Raw genomic sequence first — 21691 nt, 5'->3', positions numbered from 1 at the left:
GTCAGGCTCCCTTGCCGCGGCGCTGCTCACGTGCCACGAGCCGGTCCACCAACCTGGCCTGCGGGATCGTGATGAGGATGAAAAGCGCCGCGACCACGGTCACCGAGGACAGGTTGAAGTGGTTGGACGCGAAGATCTTCGACTGGTTGAAGGCGTCGATGGTGCCGATGACATTCACCAGCGCGGTGTCCTTCTGAAGGCTGATGAAGTCGTTGAGCAGTGGCGGTACGACGCGGCGGGTGGCCTGCGGCAGCACCACATGGCGCAGCGTGGCGCTGTGCGAGAGGCCGAGTGAACGGGCCGCTGCGCTCTGGCCGGGCGCGATGGACTCGATGCCGGCCCGGAACACTTCGGCGACGTACGCGCCGTAGGTGAGGGTGAGCGCGAGGATCGCGAACCACACCGGGCTGAGTGAGCTGAGCAGCGGCACCTCGGCGAGCGGCAGTCCGAAGCCGATGAGATAGATGACGATGATCGCCGGTACGGCGCGGAAGCCGTCGATGTACGCCGTGGCGAGCAGTCGCAGCGGGCGGCCGGTACGTCCCGGCGCCATCCGGGCGAGAGCGAGCGCCAGTCCCCAGACGAGGATCAGGATCTGCGCGGCGACGGCGATGAAGAGGTTGGTGCCGAACGCGGAGGCGGTCTCCCGCAGGCTGATCCCGATCACTTCGCCGTCGAGGAAAGTGCGCTGCACGGCACGGTCATTGGCGAACAGGAACCAGACCGCGCCGAGCAGGACGAGCGCGGCCAGGGACCAGCCCAGTACGGTCCGGGCGTCCTCGCGGCCCTCGGACGCGGCCCGCCGGGCGTCGGCCCGTCGATCCTCGGACCAGGCCGCGGTGGCCGCGCGGCCCGAGCGTACCGCCCGCAGCGCGGGCCTGAGAAGGGTGAGCACGGCGGCGGCCACGAGGACGGCACCGGCGGCGACCGGCAGGCCGGAGCCGGGCAGGACCTTGCTCACGGACCGGGCAGTTGCGGCGGTCAGTGTCACGGTGAGCAGGACGGCCGCCACCGCGGCGGCCGCGAGTGGCAGCGCCGGCCGGGGCGGGGTGGCTTTCGGCGGCTCGGCCTGATCGGTCTTCAGCACAGTCAGCAGATCGGTGGGCACGGTCACTTGGCGCTCCACATCGGGATCGCCGCCGGGTTCCCGCCGAAGGCCTCGGCGAGGTAGGTGGAGGAGAGCTTGTCGAGCGTGCCGTCCTTCTTCATCGCGTCGATGGCCCCGTCGAGGGCGGCGGAGTTCTTGCCGCCCTTGGGGTACAGCGCTCCGTACGACTCGCCGGTGTCGTACTGTCCGATCACCTTGAGCTTGCCCTTGGACTCCTGGGCCTTGCCGAGCACGATGGCGACATCGGTGAGCGCTGCGTCGATCTGGCCCGCCTGGAGCGCGGCCTGCAACTCGACGTCGCCCGCGAACACCTTCGGCCGGCTCTTCGGGTGGAGGCGGTCGCGGACGAAGTCGGCGCCCGTGGTGCCCTGTTTCACGCCGAGCCGCAGGCCCCCGATGTTGTCCTTGGTCACCTCGGACCCGGACTTGACCAGCACGCCGATGTTGGAGGAGAAGTACGGCGAGGAGAAGTCCACCACCTTGCGGCGGGCGTCGGTGATGGAGATCTCCGCGAGCGCCATGTCGAAGTCCTGGGTCTTGCCCACGACGAGCGCGTCGAAGGACACATTGCGGACGGTGAGCTTGGACAGGCCGGCCCGGTAGGCGAGATTCGCGGCCATGCAGTACTCGTATCCGCTGTCGATCCGACGCACGGTGTCGCCGTTCCACCAGCCGGGGCTGGGCAGGTCACCGACCACGGTGAGCGTGCCCTTCTCGACGGTCTTGAGGTGAATCGAGCCGCGGGCGCCGGTCACCTTGCACGTGCCGTAGGCGCGGGATCCCTTGGCGTCGGTGGTGTGGGTGGTGGAGTCATCGCCGCCGGCCGCGGAACCGCTGCAGGACGTGAGGGCCGCGAGCAACGCGGCGGTGAATGCGGGCAAGGCAAACGTACGGACGCTGCGCATGGAGCTCCTAGAGGAGAGGTGCCGGGAAGCGGTGGCGCCACACTGCCCAAAACGTTTTTGTACGTCAAGACCTCGAGGTCAGCGAAAGAAAAACGTTTTGGGTTTCGAGGGTGCGGACAGGCCGTTCTCTGGCACTCTTGAAGCCGCCGCGCGTTGGAGCTCGGTGGATGACACGGAGGGGCGACCAGAGCATGACCAGCCGGAAATCGACACGGGCCGGGAAGGCCGGTCGGCGGATCGGCATCCGCGACGTGGCGCAGGCCACCGGCCTGTCCATCACCACCGTGTCCCACGCCCTGCACGACAAGGGCCAGATCGCCCCGGCCACCCGCGAGCGCGTCCGCCGCGCCGCCGAGGAACTCGGCTACCGCCCCGACCCCGTGGCCCGCGGACTGGTGTCCGGACGCACCGGCATCCTCGGACTGGCCGTAGGCCATATGTCGGACCGCCCGTGGGCCGGCACCTACCGCCCGTACTATGCGGCGTTCTCCGCCGGCGCCACCATGACCGCCGTCGAGCGGGACTACGCCCTCGTCGTCGTCCCGAGCGATCCGGCCTCCGGGCTGTGGGCCCGCGTCCCCATGGACGGCCTCATCATCGTCGACCCGGTACGGGAGGACCCGCTGCTCGCGGACTGCGCGCGCCGCCGCGTGCCGGTGGTCACCGACGGGCGCCCGATCGATCCGGGTTACGAGGATGTACCCACCGTGGAGAGCGACTTGGAGCATGGCATGGCCGAAGTCCTCGGCCACCTGCGGGACTCCGGCGCCACCCGGGTCGGCCTCCTCTCGGGCCCGGAACCCGACGCGTACACCCAGGATTGCGAGCGCCTCTACCGCGAGTGGTGCGCCGCGGCCGGCCGGCCGGCGCTCGTCGAGACACCGGCTGCCTCCGAGGATCCGGTGGAGGCGGCGCTACGGCTTCTGTCCGGCCCCGACCGCCCGGACGCGGTCCACGGCCTCAACGAGACATACGGCCAGGCCCTGGTGATCGCGGCCCGGCGGCTGGGCCTGCGCATCCCCGACGACCTGATGGTCAGTGTGATGCGCGAGAGCGACCAGTCCTGCGGCACCGAGGACTGGGATGTGCCGCTGACCGCGCTGAGCCTGGACGCGCGACGCCTGGGCGCCGAATCCGTGACGATGCTGATCGATGCCCTGGACGGAAAGGCGCCGCGGAATGTGGTGGTGCCGTGCACCGTCGTGGTCCGCAGGTCCACACTCCGTGCGTGAACGGTTCCGGGCCCGCAACATGGCGTCAACCAGGTGCCGTTGATGTGGGGCAAGGGGCGGCAGCCGGTGTTCCTTCGGCGTGACGCGGGCAGGCCCTGCCGTGCCGGGGCGGGGCGGCGTTTTGCCTGCCTCGCTGTGACGATCGGGTCCGCGAAGGCGGTCGGGGCGGTGTGGGTACGGACCGGGGCCCGGGACCGGGCCGGCTGCGTCGAGCCGATGTGACGGCGCCGGCCGCGGCCCGGTGGCCGGGCCGCGGCCAGAACGGGCGAGCGGGATGCCGGCGCGCGAATCCGGCTGCGCGTGCGCGTGTCGGGCGTCGCAGGGCAGGCGGGACGTCACCGCCGTGCCCGGGCCCGGAGGCCGGGATCCGGTGCGGCTTTGGCCCTGCGTTCACCGTCTGCCTACGCCGGGCCCACCGGCGCCGCGTCCGGGCCCGTCTGACGGGCCAGCGGGTTGTTGCCGATCGAGTTGTGGACGCTGAAGCTCACCGCGCCGGAGCGGTACCGGTCGTCGGAACACTCGACCGGGCGGCCCTCGCGGGTGGTCGTGACCCGGCGCACCCGCAGCAGCGGACTCGTGCGGCGCACACCCAGCAGTTCGGCGTCCTGCGCGCCCGCCGCGACCGCGTCGATCAGATGCTCGCCGTACGCGAAGACCAGCCCCGTGTCCGCGAACAGCCGTTGCGTCACTGACGGACAGTCCGCCTCGATGCGCTCGACGGCCGGGGCGATCCAGTTCGCGTACACCGTCCGTTCCAGCAGCACCGGTTCCCCGTCCAGGCCGCGCAGCCGCAGGACGTGGAGCACCGGCACGCCGACCGGCATCTGGAGGCGTACCGAGTCCTGGGCGGTCGCGGGGCGGTACTGCGAGGACACCACCCGGCCCGTCGCCGTACGGCCCATCGCGCGCGCCCACTGGGCGAAGCTGCGCAGCTCGGCGAAGCTCTGGTTGCGGCGGCTGGCGAGCACGACGCGCCGCGCGCCCTGCCGGGACCCGATCAGCCCCTCCGACGTCAGGGCGGCGACGGCCTGGCGGACGGTGCCGCGCGAGACGCCGTAGCGGGCGGCGAGTTCCGTTTCCGGGAGCAGCCGACTGCCCACCGCGTACTCCTCGCGATCGATCGCCCGGCGCAACTCCTCGGCAATCTCCTCGTGTCGGGCTGCCATGGTCCCCTCTCGTGCTGTGCGCGGTGTGCAGGTGAACCAGCGTAGACGAGACGGGAAGGGGACCGTTCTCCCGGAAGGTATCCGGCAAGTGTCCAGAAGAATGGGGGTCACAGTTGCCCCCTTGTTCACCGAGGCGACATCGAAGGCATGCCTACTGAGGCCAACTTGTTCAAACAAGTACCCTGTCGAGCCTCCGCGGGAATCACCGTCCGGGGGCGCCACCCCCAGGAGAGATCGTGACCGTGTCCCTGCCCAGGATCGCCGTCCTCACCGGCGGCCTCGCCGTCGCCGTACTCGGCCTCAGCGCCTGTGGCGCAGCCACCAGCCAGTCCGCTGCCACCCCGGGCGGCAGGACGGCGGCAACCGCAACCTCCGCGGCGGACTTCGGCGGCATGGACAGCCTTGTCGCCGCGGCGAAGAAGGAGGGCACACTGCACGCCATGGCTCTGCCCCGCGACTGGGCCAACTACGGTGCGCTGATCGACGGCTTCACCGAGAAGTACGGCATCAAGGTCGAGGTCGAGAACCCGGACGGCAGCAGCCAGGACGAGATCAACGCGGTCACCTCGCGCAAGGGCCAGAACCGTGCGCCCGACGTGCTGGACCTGGGCAGCTCGTTCGCGCTGAGCGGGGCCCAGCAGGGACTGTTCGCCCCGTACGAGGTCGCCTCGTACGACGGCATACCGGCCGCGCAGAAGGACCCGCAGGCGCGCTGGTACAACGACTACGGCGGCTACGTCTCCATCGGCTGCGACGCCAAGCGCGTCAAGCACTGCCCCACCACCTTCAAGGATCTCCTGGGGGCCGAGTACAAGGGCAAGGTCGCGCTCAACGGCAACCCGACCAAGTCCGGCTCCGCGTTCGGCGGCGTCTACGCGGCGGCCCTGGCGAACGGCGGTTCCTTCGACGAGATCCAGCCGGGACTGGACTTCTTCGCCGAGCTGAAGAAGAACGGCAACTACACGCCGGTCGAGTCGACCCCGGCAACCATCGAGAAGGGCGAGACGCCCATCAGTATCGACTGGGACTACCTCAACGCCGGCTACGCCGACGAGTTCAAGGGCAAGGGGGTCGACTGGAAGGTCTCCGTCCCGTCCGACGGCCGGTACGCGCAGTACTACTCGCAGGCCATCACCAAGGACGCGCCGCACCCCGCCGCCGCCCGCCTGTGGCAGGAGTACCTGTACAGCGCCGAGGGCCAGAACCTCTGGCTGGGGGGCTACGCCCGCCCGGCGCTGATGCCCGCCATGGAGAAGGCCGGGACGCTCGACAAGGACGCCGCCGCCAAGCTGCCCGAGGTCTCCGGCACGGTCGCGTTCCCGACCGAGGCCCAGCAGAACAAGGCCAAGGGCGTCATCGCCCAGGGCTGGGGCAAGGCCGTCTCGGGATGACCCGCGGCATGACTGTCACTTCTGCGCCTGCCCGCGTCGACGCCGCACCCGCCGTACCCTCCGGCCGGCGGCGCCGGCGCGCCGGGTGGCTCGCCGTCGTTCCGTTGCTCGTCTTCGTCGCGATCGTCTTCGGGATCCCGGCCCTGGCCATGCTGAACGGGGCCTTCACCGTCAAGGACCCGGTCACCGGCGCCACGTCCTACACCACCGCCAATGTGACCGCGTCGCTGCACGGTGCCTATCTGACGGCGCTCCTGGGCAGCGTCAAGCTGTCCGCCGTCTCGGCGGCCATCGGTACGCTCCTGGGGCTGCTGCTCGCCCAGGCCGTGGTGGCCTCCCGCTTCCGCGCACTGCGCGAGGCCGTACTCACCGCCTCCGGGGTGCTCGCGAACTTCGGCGGTGTCCCGCTCGCCTTCGCCTTCGTCGCCACGCTCGGCAACTCCGGTGTTCTCACGAGCCACCTGGGTCTCGCCGACACGGGCTGGACCCTGTACAGCTTCTGGGGTCTGACCCTCACGTACCTCTATTTCCTGATCCCGCTGATGGTTCTCACCATCACGCCCGCTCTCGACGGGCTGCGCTCCCAGTGGCGCGAGGCCGCACAGAACAACGGCGCCACGCATGCCCGGTACTGGCGGCACGTCGCCCTGCCGGTGCTCGCGCCGTCGCTGCTCGGCGGCCTGGTGCTGCTGTTCGGCAGCGCGTTCGCCGCCTACGCCACCGCCGCCGCGATGGTCGGCAGCTCGGTCCCGCTGGTCACGCTGCAGATCGCCGACGCCATCTCCGGCAACGTCCTGGTCGGCCAGGAGAACGTGGCACTGGCCCTCAGCCTCGACATGGTCCTCGTCGCGGGCCTGGTGATGGCCGTGTACCTGCCCCTGCAACGACGGAGCGCGCGATGGCTCGCCTGAACACCACCTTCCGCCCCTGGCGGGCCGCGGTCCTCGCCGTCGCCGCACTGTACTTCCTGGTGCCGCTGGCAGCCTCCGTCATCTTCACGGTCGACGTGCCCGGTCAGGGCCTGAACGCCGACGCGTATGCGCGGATCCTGGGCACCGACGGCTTCCTGCCCAGCCTGGTGCTCTCCCTCGAACTGGCCGCCGCCACGATCGCGGTCGTTGTGCTGCTGATGGTGCCCGCCATGGTCGCGCTGCGGCTCGGCGCACCCCGGCTGCGGCCCGTCGTCGAGGTCGTCTGCTCGCTGCCGCTGATCGTCCCGCCGATCGCGTTCGTCGCCGGGATCGGAACGGTCCTCAAGTGGGGTCCCGAGTACCTCGCGGCGACGCCGCTCTTCCAGACGTTCGTCGCGCTCCAGAACCCCAACTTCCCGATCGTGCTGGTCCTCGCCTACGTCGTGATGGCTCTGCCGTTCGTCCACCGTGCCCTTGACGCGGGGCTGCGCGCGGTCGATGTGCGCACGCTCGTCGAGGCCGCGCGCAGCTGCGGCGCCGGCTGGCCGCAGGCCCTGGTCCGCGCGGTGCTGCCGAATCTGCGCGGCGCGCTGCTGAACGCGGCGTTCCTCACGCTGGCGCTCGTGCTGGGCGAGTTCACGGTCGCCCAGCTCCTCGGCTTCCAGCCCTTCGCCGTCTGGATCTACAGCATCGGCGGCTCACAGGCCCAGATGTCCGTCGCCGTGTCCGTGCTCAGCCTGTTCATGACCTGGGCACTCCTGCTGGCCGTCGCCACCCTCGGCGGCCGCCGCGCCCTCTCCCGTACCGCCTCCCAGGGATGACCCCCACCATGACGATCACCACGCAGGAGAAGGCTGCCTCGACCGGCGCCGCAACCGTCGAATTCCGCGGTATCCGCCGCAGGTTCGGCGCGGCCGTCGCCCTCGACGGTCTCGACCTGACCGCGCGGCCCGGTGAACTCCTCGCCCTGCTCGGCCCGTCCGGCTGCGGCAAGACCACCGCGCTGCGCATGCTCGCCGGGTTCGAGCACCCGGACTTGGGCGAGGTCCTCGTCGACGGCGAGGACGTGACCGGGGTGCCGGCCCATCGCCGCGACGCCGGGATGGTCTTCCAGTCGTACAGCCTCTTCCCGCACCTCAGCGCGCTCGACAACGTCGCGTTCGGGATGCGTATGCGCAAGGTGCGAACGGCCGAGCGGCGCGAGCGCGCCGCCGAGCTGCTGGAGCTGGTCGGCCTCGGGGACCTGGGGACACGGTTCCCGCACCAGCTCTCCGGCGGGCAGCAGCAGCGCGTCGCGCTCGCCCGCGCGCTCGCGCTGCGCCCGCGGGTCCTGCTGCTCGACGAACCGCTGTCCGCGCTCGACGCCAAGGTGCGGCTGACACTGCGCGAGGAGATCCGCCGTCTGCAGCAGGAACTCGCCGTCACCACACTCTTCGTGACGCATGATCAGGAAGAGGCACTCTCGATGGCCGACCGGGTCGCCGTGATGCGTGCGGGGCGGCTGGAGCAGTGCGCGGCCCCCGCCGAGCTGTACGCGCGGCCCGCCACCGCGTTCGTCGCCGAGTTCGTCGGCACCATGAGCCGGATCCCGGGCATCCTCGACGCCGGGCGCACCACGGTGGCGGTCCTGGGACGACGGCTGCCCGTGGACGGCCGGCCGGGCGAGAGCAACGACGTGGACGTCCTCGTACGACCCGAGGCCGTCCGGCTCACCGCAAACGACACCGGCAACGCCCGGGTCGTCGCCGCCGCCTTCCTCGGCGCCGCCACCCGCGTCACCGTCCGCCTCGCCGACGGCACCGAGATCAAGGCCGACCTGCAGACGCACGAGGCAGCGGCGCTCGCCCCGGGCACCGCCGTGTCCGTCACCCTCCCGGACCGGCCGGTGCTGGTCGCGGCGCGCCGCGGCTGAGCCGCGGCGCCCGCCGCATACGAATGCCCGCAGGACGTCTGCTGACGTACCGCCCCGCAGCCCTGCGGTACGTCAGCACCCGTACCACGTCGACCCGCTGAAAGAGACCTCCGTGACGCGCCCCCGCACCACCCCCGTCCAGCCACCCCTGCTGAAGGCCGTGCTCTTCGACATGGACGGCACCCTCGTGGACACCGAGCAGCTGTGGTGGGCGGCCGTCGACGAGGTGGCCGCCCAGCTTGGGTACACGCTCACCGAAGCCGACCAGCCCGATGTGCTGGGCCGCCCCGTGGAGCACACGGCGACGCTGCTGGGCCGGGCCGTCGGCGCGCCGGTCGGCGCGGTCGCCGCTGAGCTCCACCGGAAGTTCGCGGCCCGGGTGCGTGCCGACGTCGTGCCGCGCCCCGGCGCAGTCGAACTGCTCGTGGCGCTGCGCTGTGCGGGCGTTCCCACCGCCCTTGTCACGGCCTCGCCGCGGCACGTCGCCGACACCGTCGTGAAGGCCCTGGAGTCGCTGGGGGCTGGGCGGTTCACCACCACGGTCACCGCCGACGACACGCTGCGCACGAAACCCGCCCCCGACCCGTACCTCGCCGCCTGCCAGGCCCTGGGCGTGGCCCCGGCCGCCTGTGTGGCGGTGGAGGACACTCCCACGGGTGTCGCTTCGGCGGAGGCGGCGGGCTGCCACGTCCTCGCGGTCCCGTCCGTCGCACCGATCGGACCGGCGGCCCGGCGCACGGTTCTCGCGAGCCTGAAGGAGGCGTCCCCGGGGCTGCTGAGTGCGCTGGTGCGCGCCGGGGTATCGGGGCCGCGTGCGCTGGGCGGGCCGACGCCGGCTCAGGGGACACGTGTCTCCGGCCAGCCCGACGGCGGATCCGCCCCTGCCCTTCCCGCAAGGCGCCGCCATGCTCCGCCGGCGCGCCCTCGGCCTGGAGCGTGACCCGGCCGTCGACGCCGCCCTCCCCCTAAGCAAGTCGACGCCGCCCTCCCCCTAAGCAAGAGGCCGGCGCGGCCGGCGCGGGCCAACCCGGTGAAGTGCCCCGGGCGGGCGGGGCGAGGAGATGCCCCCCGGGCTGCCCCACGCGTCCGGGCTCGGACTGTGGCTGCACTCCCGCTTCCCGCAGCAGAGGGTCTCGGCAGGGCTCGTGACCGCCGACGTGGTCGGGCCGGACGACCTGCTCACGGCCACCGGCCGCCTGACGGCGACCGCACACAGAGCCGGACATGAGTCCGTGCCGGTACGGGGCATCAGCATCGAGACCCGTGGACCGGCGGTTGCCGCGAAGGGCCCCAACCCGCGGACGAAAACGACGTGCGCGCTGCCTGCGTCATTGACACACTGCGCCGGTGAACCATGAACAGATCTCCAGGATCGCCCATGCTGATCACCCGATAAAGTCTCCGCTCGACGACGACTCGGTGCGCCGGCTGCTGGAACGGGGGCTCCCGCGCGGCGACGAGCGGGTACTCGACCTTGGCTGCGGGGGCGGGGAGTGGCTCCTGCGCGCCCTGCTCTCGCGCCCGCGCCTGCATGCCGAGGGCGTGGACATCTCCGAGGACGCCCTGGCACAGGCCCGCCGGGCCGCGAGCGACCTCGGCGTCCAGGAGCGCCTCGTCCTCCATCACCAGGAGGCCGGGGACTTCGTCTCCTCGCAGTCGTTCGACCTGGTGCTCAGCGTCGGGGCCACGCATGCCTTCGGTGGCTTGCTCCCCACTCTCGCGGCGGCACGCAAGCACCTGGCTCCCGGCGGCCGTGTCCTTATCGGTGAGGGGTTCTGGGACCGTGCCCCTTCCCAGGAGGCCATCGAGATGCTCGGGGACTTCACCGACCTGGCGACCACCGTGGACCGCGTCGTCGCCGACGGGTGGACCCCTGTCGGCGGGCACGTCAGCACACGCCGTGAGCTGGACGACTACGAGTGGTCCTGCTGGGGGTCCCTGGCCTCATGGGCCCTGGACCACCCTGTCGATCCGGACAGCTCGCACGCGCTCACGACAGCGACCACCCGTCGCTCCGAATGGCTGCGCGTCTACCGGGACACCTGGGGCTTCGTCTGCCTGGTCCTGCGCCGGACGTCCGACCGCCCGTGAACCAGCCCTCGTGCTTCAGGGCCCGTCCCGGCGGATCACACCGCTGCGACGCGGCCCCGGGGCACGCAGTCGGGCAGCCGGTGAACTCGAGCAGCGCGCCGGACCGTTGAAGGTGCTTTCCCAGCGATCCGCCTACTGCTGCGGGCTGTCGCTGCCGGTGGTGGGCGGCAGCGGGCGTGCGCACGGCCCGGCTCGCCGCCCCGGTGGCGGTTGCGGGTCAGGCCGTCGCGTCCAGGGCCTGGACGGCCGCCTTGGCCGCGTTCTCCACCAGTTGGACACCGTCCGCCATGCTGACGCTGCCCCGCGACAGCACCGCTACCAGGCGGTCGTGTCCGTCCACCCGGACCTGACCGATGCTGTTGACGTCCCAGCGGCCCGTCGCGGTCCGCTGCAGCCAGCCGTTCTTCATGCCGGTGACGGGGCCGGCTGCCGAAACGCCCCAGTCCTGGCCTGCCGCTATGCCGCCCATGAGGCTGCGCAGGTAGGCCCGGGACGCCTGGTCCAGTGGGGAGTCGGTGCCGAAGACGGCGCTCAGCAGGGCGAGCTGATCGGTCGCGGTGGTCTGGGTGAGCCCCCAGTGCCCGTCGCCGCCACCGGTCGTGCCGGTCAGGCCGAGCCTGCGGTTGGCGGCGTCCAGGCCCGGCGCCTCGCCGATCACGCGCCACAGCGCGTCGGCGGACGCGTTGTCACTGATCCGGACCATCGACGTGGCGGACGCCTTCTCCTGCGCCGTGAGCCCGCGGTGCTGGTCCTGGGCCTTGAGCAGCAGGGCCGCCAGGATGTCGACCTTCACGATGCTCGCCGTGTCGTACGTCGTCCCCGCCTGCACGCCGTACCGTGCCGTGCGCCCGTCGGCCGGATCGAGCACCGCCACCGAGAGCGAGGCGGGGCCGGCCGCCACGACCGGCGCGAGCCGCCGGGACAGCGCCTGGTCAGGAGCCACACCGGTGCCGGCGGTCCGCAGGGCCGCCACGGACACCGACGGCGGGTGCGCCACCGCGGCGGACGCGGGCGCCGGCGCGAGGACCGCGGCCGGCCGGGCGATGCCGGGCACCGTGCCCGCGGTCGGGCCCGACCGCGGGACGGTCCGCGCCCTGTCGGCCCCGGCCGCGTCGGCAAAGCCGCCCGTCGCCGCCCCGCCGGCCATGACGAGCGCGAGTGCGGCCAGGGCGTAGCGCGAGGGGAGGCGCCGGGCGAACGTGACGACCAGCGGAGCGAACATATGGCGAGACATGGCGCGAGGATAAAAAGACCATCCGTGAAATAGCTATGGCCCACATAACAGCTGCGCGACACGGTTCGTGATTCCGCACACATCGCCCGTAAATGGACTCTGCGGAATGAGTGCTCAATGAGGTCGTCAATGAACTTTCCGTGCGGGTTCAGCCGCTCATGGCGGCCATGACAGGTGTGCCGCCGTCGCGTCGATGAGCGCGGTCGACCAGTCGGTGGCCGCGGCTTCGCCGGCGGGCGCGTCCTGTGACGCTGCCGGTCCCGGTTCCGTCCGCGGCCTCGCCGGCCACGTTGATGCCGCGGGCAGCCGGGGTCGGGAACCCGGCGGCCGCCGGTATACGAGAGCGGCGTGCCACCTCCCTGTGCGGGTGGTGGCACGCCGGACCAAAAGGGCGGCACGCCGGGGTCAGAAGGTGCGCCCTTGGTCAGTCGCGGGGCAGGGGCAGGTCAGCGGCGGTAGCCCCAGGACTGGGTGTCCACGGTGCGGCCGTCGTCGTCGCGCAGGGTGGCCTTGTCGGTGTAGTTGCCCCAGATGTAGTCCCAGCTGCCCTGGTAGACGTCCCGGCGGGTGTTATAGCCGTGCCCGGTGTGGACGCGGACCGTGGCGTAGCCGGGCAGGCGCAGGTCGTCGAAGCGGTAGCGGTTGCCGTCGCGGTCCGAGAGCGTCCATCCGTCCAGGTCGACCGCGCGGCGGCCGGTGTTGGTGACCTCCACCCACTCCCTGTTCAGCGAACGGTTCGACCAGTCGTCACGGCCGGGGCTGTTGTACTGGATGTCGCCGAGGACAACGTTGGAGTACGAGTGGTGGCGGCCGTGCCTGTATCCGTGGCCGTAGCCGTGGTCGCTGTCGGCGGATGCCGGCATCGCCGCCGCGGCGACGACGGAGCCGGCTGCCAGAGCGGTAGCGGCGATGCGGCGGACGGTACGAGAAGCAGACATTGATGTCCCCTCAAGTAAGGGCGCCCAGGGCCCGGTCAAGGGCCATGCTGCGCGGTGCGGTTCCCGGCCCCTCAGGCCGAGAACCCAAAGACTGGAGCACCTCCCCCGCCACCGACAGCGACTCCGGTTCGTGTTACTTAATGCGGACATTTCCGTAACTCGCGATTGCATTGATCACACATCCCGCCCAGGCATGCCCCTGACATCGACTGCCGGATCCACGTACCCGCTCCGCAACCGGGGACAAGCCGTTTCCAGCCCCCGCGCACCCCGCCGCACCACCCCGCAAGCCACTCGTCCAGCAGCACGCCCGTCAGTAACAGCCGAAATGCCGGGCGATTCAGACATATATCGCGTGGCCGAACACCCGCCCGCAGAGTGCGGTCTTCCTCGGCAGTCGCGGGCGGGACAGGTCGGATCAGTACGTGGGTGGGTCTGTCCGGGTCGAGGACGGCGAAGATGCCGTGGATCCGGCCGTCTCGCACATCGAGTGCGCCGCCGCTCGAGGCTGAGCTCGGCGCGGGTGTTGTCCTGGAACGGCACAGACATTCTTTTTCCGGGAGTTCTTCGTGCGCCCGGCTTTCCGGGTCCTTCAAGAGATCGGGAATATCCTGAACAGTGATCTCTTGACCGGTTACGCCCGTCGGGAATTCCGTTCCCTGGAACAGTCGTACGACCCTTGGTGTCGACCAGCATTCGACCGGTCTCACGCCTCCCCCCCTTTCCCCTTGCTCTACAACGGAGAGTTCCATGAACACGATGCGTGTCGCCCAGGTCAGTGCTGCGGGCGGGAAGTTCGAAATCGTCGAGCGGGAACTGCCGCAGCCCGGCCCCGGCCACGTCCGGATCACCGTCGAGGCGGCGGGCATCTGTCACAGCGATGCGGGTTTCGTCGACGCCGGCTTTCCCGGCGTGCAGTTCCCGCTGGTCACCGGCCACGAGGTTGCCGGGCGGATCGACACCCTCGGCGAAGGCGTGACCGGATGGCACGTCGGCGACCGCGTCGAGGTCGGCTGGTTCGGTGGCCACTGCGGCCACTGCGTGCCCTGCCGCGAAGGCGACTTCATCGACTGCCAGAACCTTCAGGTACCCGGCTGGGCCTACCCCGGCGGTTACGCCGACGCCATGGTGGCCCCCGTATCCGCGCTCTCGCGCATTCCTGACGGATTGCCGGCCGCCCTGGCCGCGCCGCTCGGCTGCGCCGGCGTCACCACTTTCAACGCGCTGCGGCACAGCTCTGCCCGGCCTGGTGACCTCGTGGCGATCCTCGGCGTCGGCGGCCTGGGACACCTCGGAGTCCAGTACGCCAACCGGTTCGGCTTCGACACCGTCGCCATCGCCCGCGGCCAGGAGAAGGAGCCACTGGCCCGGGAGCTCGGCGCCCGGCACTACATCGACAGCAGCGCCGTCAACGTCGCCGAAGCCCTCCAAGCGCTGGGGGGCGCCCGCGTCGTGCTCGCCACGGCGGCCAACTCCGACGCGATGACTGCCACCGTCGACGGCCTGCGTCACCGTGGGCAGCTGATCGTCCTCGGCGTTACCCCCGAGCCGCTGCAGATCAGCCCGCTGCAGCTGATCGGGGCAAGCCGCTCCGTCCACGGCCACCCGTCCGGCACCGCCCAGGACGTCCAGGACACGATGACGTTCAGCGCGCAGACCGGGGTGAAGCCGATGGTGGAGACGGTGCCGCTGGAGGAAGTCGACGAAGCCTTCCAGCGGATGCTCAGCGGCGCGGCCCGTTTCCGCATGGTGCTCACCACCGGCAACTGACCAGCACCTGCGGCGCTCGCTCCGTTACGGCCGCCGCGGGTCCTGCTGGGCGGTGTCCTGCCAAGAAAACGGGGCGAGGTCGGGCTCGACCCAGCCGCTCTTCGCCTGCGGGCCGGCCAGCGTTGCCGGGCGGTAGAAGCAGGTCAGCAGTCGTTTGTCGAGCAGCGCGGGGTGGTGGTCGGCGAACGCGGCGAAGTCGCTTTCGTCATGCTCGTCCGCGTGGTGCCCGACCAGTTCCACCCAGGCGCGGCTGACGGTCGCGTGGTATTTCTGGGGCGCACCCGCGTATCGGGCGGTGCGCTGGATGCCGTCGCTGACCAGGCCGACCGCTGTGGGCACGCCGCACTGTCGCACGGCCAGCCACGTCAGGTGGACATGCTCGCGGTGGCCGAACCGCTCGGCGTTCGCCATCACTTCGGCCATCAACGCTTCGAAGGTGGGTGCGTCGTCGGCCTGCGTCCGGGGCTGGTGCACGGTCATGAGGACACCTCCGTCAGGGCTTGCAGGGCAGTGCGCAGGGCGGCGACAGCATCGGCGGGCAGGTCGCCGAGCGCGCGGTGCTCCAGGTCGGTGACGGCCTGTCGGATCGTGGTGGCGGCCAGGCGCCCGGAAGAGGTGAGCTCGATGAGCACCGCCCGGCGGTCGCCCGGGCGGATGCCCCGGGTGATGTGGCCGCGTCGTTCCAGTCGGTCCAGCACGCTGGTCAGCGTCGTGGGGCGAGTGCCCACGGCCGCGCCCAGTTCGGACACGGTTCTGCCGCGGCCGTCGGCAAGGTTGGCCAGCGCATTGATCTCGGAGGGGGTCAGGTCCAGGTCGACGAGCTCTGCGGCGAGCACTTGCAAGGTGGCGTGGGTGGCCCGCTGGAGCGCCAGCAGGGCAGACCATTCACATGGCACGGATTCGGATTTCACAATTTCGGACTATACGATTTCGTATGGACTGCTGCAAATCGAGGCCTCGTCCACGACCGGCCACCATCGCTGCCCGCGTCGTTGCCGATGCGGGAACGTGGCTGCGTCACGCGCTGTGCGTCGCCGGCGAGGCGGGCGATGCCTCCGATGCCGGGCCTTCGAAACCGAACAGCTCTGCAGGACCGGACACGATGCCGTCGGGCACATCGGTGCCGCCCGGCCGGCGGTGCGTCTCCACGCCGCCGGGCAGCGGGACGGTGCCGGGCGGTGTGCTCGGGCGTCCCTCGGGGCCGGCGGGTTCAGCCGAGGGCGCGGTCGAGGTTGAAGGCGGCACTGATGAGGGACAGGTGGGTGAAGGCCTGCGGGAAGTTGCCGAGTTGTTCTCCCGTCGGTCCGATTTCCTCTGCGTACAGGCCGAGATGGTTGGAGTAGGTGAGCATTTTCTCGAAGGCCAGGCGGGCCTCTTCCAGGCGGCCGGCCCGGGTGAGGGCTTCGATGTACCAGAATGAGCAGATCGAAAAGGTGCCCTCGGTGCCCGAGAGGCCGTCCGGGCTGGCTCCCGTGTCGTAGCGGTAGACGAGCGAGTCGGCGACCAGCTTCGTGCCGAGGGCGTCCAGCGTCGCGAGCCACTTCGGGTCGACCGGGGAGACGAACTTGACCAGGGGCATCATCAGCACGGAGGCGTCCAGGACGTCGCCGTCCAGTTGTTGGACGAAGGCGCCGGCTTCGGCCGACCAGCCGCGTCTCATGATCTGCCGGTAGATCGCGTCACGGCTCTTCCCCCACCGGACAAGATCGGCAGGCAAGCCGCGCCGGGTCGCCATGCGCATGGCCCGCTCGATGGCCACCCAGCACATCAGGCGCGAGTACAGGAAGTCCCGTCGTCCCCCGCGGATCTCCCAGACGCCTTCGTCCGGCTGGTCCCAGTGGTCGCAGACCCAGTCCACCACGGCGCCGACCTCGTCCCAGCGGTGGCTGCTGATGGGCTGCCCCCACTTGTCGTACAGATAGATGGAGTCGATGAGTGCTCCGTAGATGTCCAGCTGGAGCTGGGTTGCGGCGGCATTTCCCACCCGTACCGGGGACGACCCCAAGTACCCCTCGAAATGCGACAGTTCGCGCTCGGGAAGCTCGCGGCGTCCATCGATGCCGTACATGATCTGCAGCGGTCCGGTGGTCTCGTCGTCGCACATGATGCAGGAGGACAGAAAGCCCATGAACGCTTCGGCCTCCGAGGTGAAGCCCAGCCTGAGCATGGCGTAGATGCAAAAGGCGGCGTCCCTGACCCACGTGTACCGGTAGTCCCAGTTGCGCTCGCATCCGATCTCTTCGGGCAGGCTCGTCGTCGGCGCGGCCACGATCGCGCCGGTCGGCGCGTAGACGAGCAGCTTCAGGGTCAGTGCGGAGCGGTGCACCATCTCCCGCCACCGTCCGTGGTAGCGCGAGGAGCCCAGCCAGTGCCGCCAGAAGCGGACCGTGGCCTGGAACTCCTCCTCCGCCTCGCGCCGGGCACACCCGCGCACGGCGACCTCTGCCCCGATCCGGTCGAGGGCGAAGACCGCGGACTCGCCTTCCAGCAGCTTGAAGTGCGACCAGGCGTCCGTGCCGTCGCATTCGAGCGGCACGGTGGCTGTCAGTGCCAGGGACAGGTTCTTGGATTCGAAGTGCGCCCTGTCGCCCTCAAGGCGTGCGCTGTGCGGCTCGGTCCCGTATCCGAAGCGGGGAGCCACCCGCGCGGTGAACGGAAGCGAGCCCCGGACGCAGAGCAGGCGTCTGATCAGCCGGTGCCGGTGGGCCTCGCCCGATTCGTCGCCGATGGGCATGAAGTCCTGGATCTCGCCCACCCCGTCCGTGGCGAAGAACCGTGTGATCAGCACATTGGTGTCGGGAAAGTAGAACTGGCGGGTCCGCACGGGCACGTCGGCGGCCAGCTGAAACGATCCGCCCCGGTCCGCGTCCAGGATGGAGCCGAACACGCTGGGTGCGTCGAATTGTGGGCAGCAGTACCAGTCGATCGTGCCGTCGGTGCCCACGAGCGCGACGGTACGGAGGTCGCCGATCAGGCCGTGGTCGGCGATCGGCAGGTAGCGCGGGGAACCCGCCCCTTGCCCGTATCCACTGCATCCGACACTCTCGAACGCCATGCCAGGCCTCCCTGCCACCGCAGCGCCACCGCCGCGAAGCCGAAAACAACCCTGATAACAGCTTAAATCGTCACGCATGTGTGCCTGGCTCTGTCGCTTCAGCCGCCACCACTCACCCCAGCTCAGCAAACCGACAGCAGCTCACCACCCTCGCAGAGCCGACGAGGTCACCGGCCGTGCGTTCATGCGGCGGGCGGCGTGGGCCGACGCAGGTGGGCCAGATCGTCGGGTGGCGGGGTGTCGGGCCGGTGGAAGAGCGGGGTCTGGTCGACGGCGGCCGCCGGGGCGTCGGCCAGCTGGAAGCGCTCGCGCAGCCGGTGGTAGAACGCCAGCGGTGCCAGACGAGCCAGGCGCAGCCGGTACGGTGCGCGGTAGGCGGCCACCCAGTCCCCCGGTTCCAGAACTCCGCGCGTCTGCCCGTCGATGCTCACGGCCACCCGGCCGGAGTGCGGCAGCACGTGTACCACGACCGCCTCGTCGACCGCGGCTATCACGGTGCGGTCGAAGGCCATGTGCGGAGCGACCGGGGTAAAGACGATGGCGTCGGCGGCGGGGTCCAGAACCGGCCCTCCCGCGGCGAAGTTGTAGGCGGTCGAGCCCGTGGGGGTGGCCACGATCACCGCGTCGGCCGAGTAGGAGGCAAGCAGCTGCCCGGCCAGGTACACGGCCACGCTCGCCTGCCGGTCCCGGGCGAGTTTTTCCAGGACCACGTCATTGACGGCGGTGACGTCCAGGGCGACACCCCAGCCGGCCGTCTGCACCCCGGCGGGGCGCACGGCCGGCGCGGGCAGTGCGGGACCGCGCCCGTAGCACAGCACCGTGTCCAGGCCGACGGGCGTGCGAAGCGGGCGCGACGCGCGCAGTGTGAGCACCATCCGCTCCTCGATCACCGCCTGATCCCGGTGGAGAACGTCGAGCGCGTCCTCCACCTGATCGGTGGTGATCTCGGTCAAAAAGCCGAGCCGGCCCACGTTCACGCCCAGCACCGCCGCCCCGTCCTTGGCGGCGATCCGCGCCCCGCGCAGAAACGTGCCGTCACCGCCGAACGTGATGATCAGCCCCGGGTGGCCCGCCGCTTCGGCCTCCTCCTGGCCGCCATGCCGCGATTCCCCCTCCCGCCACACGTCGATGTCGGTGCAGGCTATGCCGCGCGCGGCACACCACAGGCGGGCGGTCCGCGCCGCCGCGACGGCGGCGGGCCGGCCTTGGTGGACAACCAGGCCCAGCCGATTCAGAGGCATCACTTCTCACCGTAGACCGCCCCGGCACGCCGCGCAGATCGCAACGGATCTTCCCCGGGGCCACCGGACCGGCCGGAAACAGCCCTCCTCCTGTACCGGTCGAGAGGGGGCGTGGACACGGACCGGTGCGGCCTTTGTCGCAGCGCCGGCTGCTGCGGCACCGGGCTCGGGTTGCCGTGGGGCCGGCGCCCGGTCCTGTCCGCGCGGTCCGGGAAGAACTCTTCCTGCCCTCCCGGTGTCGGAGTCGTCGCGCACCGCATACCGCACCGAACGGCATGTGCAGCGGCCGCATATCGTAGCGTTACGCTCATTTTGTATGCATGTGTTCCGACTGTGGAGGCAACCATGCGCCCGACCGACGAGTACCCGACTCCGTCGCAGGCCGAGGGCGAGCGGCTGGAAGAGGACATGAATCCGGCTGAGCAGCGGCATCCGGCCATCACACGCACTCAGCCGTCCCAGGCCGAGGGCGAGCGCCGGGCAGAGGACGACGAAAGCTGAAGGCCGGGCCGGCCGCCACGATGCTCAGGTGCGGCGCCGGCCCCCGATGAACACCGAGATCGAGGTGTACGCACGGCGGGCCGGCGGAACAGTGTTCAGGCCGCTGGTCGTGGCCGTCCCGCCGATCCGATTGCGGTGCGGCCCGCGCCGTCGCCGTGCGGACAGTGCCCGAGCCTGCAAGGCGGACGAGTGCGCCGGGCTCATCGCGTCACGAGGGCTTTCCCCCTTGGGGCGACGCCCACGCCTTCACACCTCGATGCTCTCCCCTGCTCCGAACACCCGGATGTCGGCGCCGGATCGCTCGGCCTCATCCGCAAGGAACATGCCGACCGGCCCCATTCCGGTCTCCGAGACGTAGGCGTCGTGAATGGAGTAGGCGCGGTCCGGGGCGACTTCTCTGAGGTAGTCGACCATCTCCGCCGCCTTGAGCCATGGCGCGTCGCACGGTGTCAGCAGGGTCGGCACCCGCTGCCCGGGATGGTGAAGGAGTCTCCCCGGTTAATACCTGGCCGTCGACCAGGAATCCGCTGTTGGCGACGGCCGGGATGTCGGGGTGGACCACGGCGTGCAGGTCTGCGTACACCTGGATGTCGAAGCCCGCCGCGGTGAACCGGTCCTCGTGCCCGACCTGCTGGATTCGTCGATGAACGTCCTGCACCTGTACCGGACGGGCCTCGCGCTCGTCCCGGCTGCCGGGAGGGCAGTCGTCAGGCGCGCCCGTCGCGTCAAGCCCGCCACCGCAAGGTAGGCAGGAATCTCCCTCATTCACGACGCAGAGCACTTCAAGCCATACCGGTGTGCCCGGCAGCGCGTCCCACAGCCGGGCACTGCCAACCGGAAGGATCACGCCCATGGCGCACCGATTGTCGATCCCCTCTCCCACAACTGCCCTCACCCTCGTGACAGGTGCCGCCGCCGGCGTTGGCCGGCTGGTGGTGGAACGCCTGCGCGGCAGCGGTCTGCCGGTTCGTGCCTTCGTGCACCGCGACGACGGGCGCGCCGCCGAGCTCCGCGCTCTGGGGGCGGATGTCGCCGTGGGTGATCTGACCCGCGCGGCCGACGTTGCGCGGGCGCTCGACGGCTGTCGCCGGGTGTATTTCGGACTGGGCGTCTCCTCGTACTATCTGGAGGCGACGGTGACCGCAGCAGCGGCCGCCCTGGACCACGGGCATCTCGAGGTCTTCGTCAACATGTCCCAGATGACGGTCTCCCAGATGACACTGACCAGCACCAGTGAGTCCCGGCAGCAGCGTCAGCACTGGCTCGCCGAACAGACCCTCAACTGGTCCGGCCTGCCGGTGACCCACATCAGGCCCACGGTGTTCATGGAGAACCCGATCTTCCAGATGATCATGGCCGCCGACGTCGCGCAGGACAACACCATCCGGCTTCCCTTCGGATCGGGCCGCACCTCCCCGGTCGCCACCCAGGACGTGGCCGAGGTCGCGGCCACCGTTCTTGCCACGCCGGACACGCACGTGGGGCGCACCTACCACCTGACCGGAGAGCGTTCCCGCGACATGACAGCCATCGCGCAAGAGCTCACCGACGCACTGGGCAGGAACATCACCTACCTCGACGTCCCCCACGCGCAATGGGTACGCACCAGGCTGGACCCCCTGGGCCTGCCGGAGCACATTCGCGAGCACCTCTCCACGATGGCGCGCCTCCACGCCGAGAACAGGTACGACCGGGCCACTGACGACGTGGAGCTGATCACCGGACACTCCCCGCTGAGTCTCCACGACTTCGTACAAAGCCGTTCCGCGGCCTTCACCGGCGACACACCCGCACGCTGACCCGGCGGTGGCACCCGCCGCCGGTACCCGGGCACGGCCGGTACCGGCAAGGCCGGCGGTGCTTACGGTGAACGCCGGGCATGGCGTAGCGGGTGCGGGGTTTGGGGTGCCTGCCGGGGACTGTCTCCGCATGCCGGAAACCCCGGCCCGATTCCGACGGGCCGGGGTTTCCTTATGACGCAAGCGGCTCTGTCAGTACTCGCCCTCGTCGCCCCGGTCGCCCCGGTCGCCGCGCTCGTCCTCGTCGAACCGGTCGAAGTGGTCGCGGACCACCCGGAAGCTGCCCACGACACCGTTGCGGACCTTCACGCCGCCGCGGATGTGCTTACGGGTGAAGACACCGTTGCTGGTGCTCCAGGGACCGACCGTCGCGACCGGGGAACCGTTGTCGCAGGTCGCACCCTGGAAGAACTCAACGGTCCGGCGGCTGTCGTTAC

20 protein-coding genes and 2 pseudogenes are annotated in these 21691 nt (G+C 70.7%); 11 read left to right on the top strand and 11 right to left on the bottom strand.

What is annotated here, in order from left to right; genetic code table 11:
- Position 1 precedes the first annotated feature (1 nt).
- Both AB0915_RS26115 and AB0915_RS26110 read right to left on the bottom strand, forming a co-directional pair.
- Entirely contained in the window at positions 2-1114 is a 1113-nt protein-coding gene (locus tag AB0915_RS26115; protein ID WP_366693388.1) for an amino acid ABC transporter permease, read from the bottom strand.
- Positions 1111-2013, bottom strand: coding sequence for an ABC transporter substrate-binding protein (locus AB0915_RS26110; protein WP_366693387.1), 903 nt, complete (start codon positions 2011-2013; stop codon positions 1111-1113). Before AB0915_RS26110 ends, AB0915_RS26115 begins: the two co-directional genes overlap by 4 nt.
- Before the next feature lie 191 nt (positions 2014-2204).
- On the opposite strand from AB0915_RS26110, the gene AB0915_RS26105 reads away from it, so the two are divergent.
- Positions 2205-3245, top strand: coding sequence for a LacI family DNA-binding transcriptional regulator (locus tag AB0915_RS26105; protein ID WP_366693386.1), 1041 nt, complete (start codon positions 2205-2207; stop codon positions 3243-3245).
- Between the two features lie 401 nt (positions 3246-3646).
- Here AB0915_RS26105 and AB0915_RS26100 read toward each other — a convergent pair whose 3' ends face one another.
- On the bottom strand, positions 3647-4411 hold the full coding sequence (locus AB0915_RS26100; RefSeq protein ID WP_366693385.1) for a GntR family transcriptional regulator: 765 nt from the start codon (positions 4409-4411) through the stop codon (positions 3647-3649).
- Between the two features lie 236 nt (positions 4412-4647).
- Between AB0915_RS26100 and AB0915_RS26095 the strand changes: the two genes are divergently transcribed.
- The 6 genes and pseudogenes from AB0915_RS26095 to AB0915_RS26070 all read left to right on the top strand — a co-directional run bounded on the left by AB0915_RS26095 (position 4648) and on the right by AB0915_RS26070 (position 10716).
- A complete protein-coding gene (locus AB0915_RS26095) occupies positions 4648-5802 on the top strand; it encodes an extracellular solute-binding protein (protein WP_366693384.1) in 1155 nt (384 codons plus the stop codon).
- A gap of 8 nt (positions 5803-5810) precedes the next feature.
- Positions 5811-6713: an ABC transporter permease subunit gene (locus AB0915_RS26090; RefSeq protein WP_366693383.1), complete on the top strand. Its 903-nt coding sequence runs from the start codon at positions 5811-5813 to the stop codon at positions 6711-6713.
- The gene (locus AB0915_RS26085; protein ID WP_366693382.1) at positions 6701-7534 is read left to right on the top strand and encodes an ABC transporter permease subunit; all 834 of its coding nucleotides are present in this window, start codon (positions 6701-6703) and stop codon (positions 7532-7534) included. The genes AB0915_RS26090 and AB0915_RS26085 overlap by 13 nt, the downstream gene beginning before the upstream one ends.
- Before the next feature lie 8 nt (positions 7535-7542).
- Positions 7543-8625: an ABC transporter ATP-binding protein gene (locus AB0915_RS26080; RefSeq protein WP_366693381.1), complete on the top strand. Its 1083-nt coding sequence runs from the start codon at positions 7543-7545 to the stop codon at positions 8623-8625.
- Positions 8626-8722: 97 nt separating this feature from the next.
- Positions 8723-9394, top strand: a pseudogene (locus tag AB0915_RS26075) (HAD family phosphatase); the annotation flags it as partial.
- 578 nt (positions 9395-9972) lie between these two features.
- Entirely contained in the window at positions 9973-10716 is a 744-nt protein-coding gene (locus AB0915_RS26070) for a class I SAM-dependent methyltransferase (protein WP_366693380.1), read from the top strand.
- A gap of 217 nt (positions 10717-10933) precedes the next feature.
- On the opposite strand, the gene AB0915_RS26065 is transcribed toward AB0915_RS26070, so the two are convergent.
- Positions 10934-11950 carry a serine hydrolase gene (locus AB0915_RS26065; protein WP_366693379.1) on the bottom strand — a complete coding sequence of 339 codons (1017 nt, stop codon included), beginning with the start codon at positions 11948-11950 and terminating at the stop codon, positions 10934-10936.
- Positions 11951-12396: 446 nt separating this feature from the next.
- The gene (locus AB0915_RS26060) at positions 12397-12888 is read right to left on the bottom strand and encodes a lamin tail domain-containing protein (protein WP_366693378.1); all 492 of its coding nucleotides are present in this window, start codon (positions 12886-12888) and stop codon (positions 12397-12399) included.
- A gap of 750 nt (positions 12889-13638) precedes the next feature.
- On the opposite strand from AB0915_RS26060, the gene AB0915_RS26055 reads away from it, so the two are divergent.
- On the top strand, positions 13639-14658 hold the full coding sequence (locus AB0915_RS26055; RefSeq protein ID WP_366693377.1) for an alcohol dehydrogenase: 1020 nt from the start codon (positions 13639-13641) through the stop codon (positions 14656-14658).
- A 24-nt stretch (positions 14659-14682) separates the two neighbouring features.
- Here AB0915_RS26055 and AB0915_RS26050 read toward each other — a convergent pair whose 3' ends face one another.
- The 4 genes from AB0915_RS26050 to AB0915_RS26035 all read right to left on the bottom strand — a co-directional run bounded on the left by AB0915_RS26050 (position 14683) and on the right by AB0915_RS26035 (position 18954).
- Positions 14683-15138: a hypothetical protein gene (locus AB0915_RS26050; protein WP_366693376.1), complete on the bottom strand. Its 456-nt coding sequence runs from the start codon at positions 15136-15138 to the stop codon at positions 14683-14685.
- Positions 15135-15569, bottom strand: a complete 435-nt coding sequence (locus tag AB0915_RS26045; protein ID WP_366693375.1) for a MarR family transcriptional regulator — start codon at positions 15567-15569, stop codon at positions 15135-15137. Before AB0915_RS26045 ends, AB0915_RS26050 begins: the two co-directional genes overlap by 4 nt.
- A gap of 299 nt (positions 15570-15868) precedes the next feature.
- On the bottom strand, positions 15869-17713 hold the full coding sequence (locus AB0915_RS26040) for a glycoside hydrolase family 15 protein (RefSeq protein ID WP_366693374.1): 1845 nt from the start codon (positions 17711-17713) through the stop codon (positions 15869-15871).
- A gap of 182 nt (positions 17714-17895) precedes the next feature.
- Entirely contained in the window at positions 17896-18954 is a 1059-nt protein-coding gene (locus AB0915_RS26035; protein ID WP_366693373.1) for an NAD(+)/NADH kinase, read from the bottom strand.
- 345 nt (positions 18955-19299) lie between these two features.
- Here AB0915_RS26035 and AB0915_RS26030 point away from each other — a divergent pair, with 345 nt between their 5' ends.
- Positions 19300-19455, top strand: coding sequence for a hypothetical protein (locus AB0915_RS26030; RefSeq protein WP_366693372.1), 156 nt, complete (start codon positions 19300-19302; stop codon positions 19453-19455).
- A 246-nt stretch (positions 19456-19701) separates the two neighbouring features.
- Here AB0915_RS26030 and AB0915_RS26025 read toward each other — a convergent pair whose 3' ends face one another.
- Positions 19702-19869 (bottom strand): hypothetical protein, encoded by a 168-nt coding sequence (locus AB0915_RS26025; RefSeq protein ID WP_366693371.1) that lies wholly within the window; start codon positions 19867-19869, stop codon positions 19702-19704.
- Positions 19870-20008: 139 nt separating this feature from the next.
- Here AB0915_RS26025 and AB0915_RS26020 point away from each other — a divergent pair, with 139 nt between their 5' ends.
- Together AB0915_RS26020 and AB0915_RS26015 are read left to right on the top strand one after the other, a co-directional pair.
- Complete coding sequence (locus AB0915_RS26020; protein ID WP_366693370.1) at positions 20009-20203, top strand: hypothetical protein; 195 nt, start codon at positions 20009-20011, stop codon at positions 20201-20203.
- A gap of 103 nt (positions 20204-20306) precedes the next feature.
- Entirely contained in the window at positions 20307-21254 is a 948-nt protein-coding gene (locus AB0915_RS26015; protein ID WP_366693369.1) for an NAD(P)H-binding protein, read from the top strand.
- Positions 21255-21446: 192 nt separating this feature from the next.
- Here AB0915_RS26015 and AB0915_RS26010 read toward each other — a convergent pair.
- Positions 21447-21691: pseudogene (locus AB0915_RS26010) on the bottom strand (hypothetical protein); the annotation flags it as partial.

This window comes from Streptomyces sp. NPDC048411 (assembly GCF_040704695.1).
GTDB lineage: Bacteria > Actinomycetota > Actinomycetes > Streptomycetales > Streptomycetaceae > Streptomyces.
The sequence above is the reverse complement of the archived record's forward strand: the minus strand, read 5'-3'. Positions and strand labels throughout refer to the sequence as shown.

Excerpts from the sequence above, each read along its gene's own strand:
- AB0915_RS26040 (WP_366693374.1), bottom strand. The coding sequence starts at position 17,713 with ATGGCGTTCGAGAGTGTCGGATGCAGTGGATACGGGCAAGGGGCGGGT.
- AB0915_RS26110 (WP_366693387.1), bottom strand. The coding sequence starts at position 2,013 with ATGCGCAGCGTCCGTACGTTTGCCTTGCCCGCATTCACCGCCGCGTTG.
- AB0915_RS26090 (WP_366693383.1), top strand. The coding sequence starts at position 5,811 with ATGACTGTCACTTCTGCGCCTGCCCGCGTCGACGCCGCACCCGCCGTA.
- AB0915_RS26035 (WP_366693373.1), bottom strand. The coding sequence starts at position 18,954 with ATGCCTCTGAATCGGCTGGGCCTGGTTGTCCACCAAGGCCGGCCCGCC.
- AB0915_RS26030 (WP_366693372.1), top strand. The coding sequence starts at position 19,300 with ATGCGCCCGACCGACGAGTACCCGACTCCGTCGCAGGCCGAGGGCGAG.
- AB0915_RS26065 (WP_366693379.1), bottom strand. The coding sequence starts at position 11,950 with ATGTCTCGCCATATGTTCGCTCCGCTGGTCGTCACGTTCGCCCGGCGC.
- AB0915_RS26105 (WP_366693386.1), top strand. The coding sequence starts at position 2,205 with ATGACCAGCCGGAAATCGACACGGGCCGGGAAGGCCGGTCGGCGGATC.
- AB0915_RS26080 (WP_366693381.1), top strand. The coding sequence starts at position 7,543 with ATGACGATCACCACGCAGGAGAAGGCTGCCTCGACCGGCGCCGCAACC.
- AB0915_RS26025 (WP_366693371.1), bottom strand. The coding sequence starts at position 19,869 with ATGGTCGACTACCTCAGAGAAGTCGCCCCGGACCGCGCCTACTCCATT.
- AB0915_RS26085 (WP_366693382.1), top strand. The coding sequence starts at position 6,701 with ATGGCTCGCCTGAACACCACCTTCCGCCCCTGGCGGGCCGCGGTCCTC.
- AB0915_RS26015 (WP_366693369.1), top strand. The coding sequence starts at position 20,307 with ATGGCGCACCGATTGTCGATCCCCTCTCCCACAACTGCCCTCACCCTC.
- AB0915_RS26060 (WP_366693378.1), bottom strand. The coding sequence starts at position 12,888 with ATGTCTGCTTCTCGTACCGTCCGCCGCATCGCCGCTACCGCTCTGGCA.
- AB0915_RS26050 (WP_366693376.1), bottom strand. The coding sequence starts at position 15,138 with ATGACCGTGCACCAGCCCCGGACGCAGGCCGACGACGCACCCACCTTC.
- AB0915_RS26100 (WP_366693385.1), bottom strand. The coding sequence starts at position 4,411 with ATGGCAGCCCGACACGAGGAGATTGCCGAGGAGTTGCGCCGGGCGATC.
- AB0915_RS26055 (WP_366693377.1), top strand. The coding sequence starts at position 13,639 with ATGAACACGATGCGTGTCGCCCAGGTCAGTGCTGCGGGCGGGAAGTTC.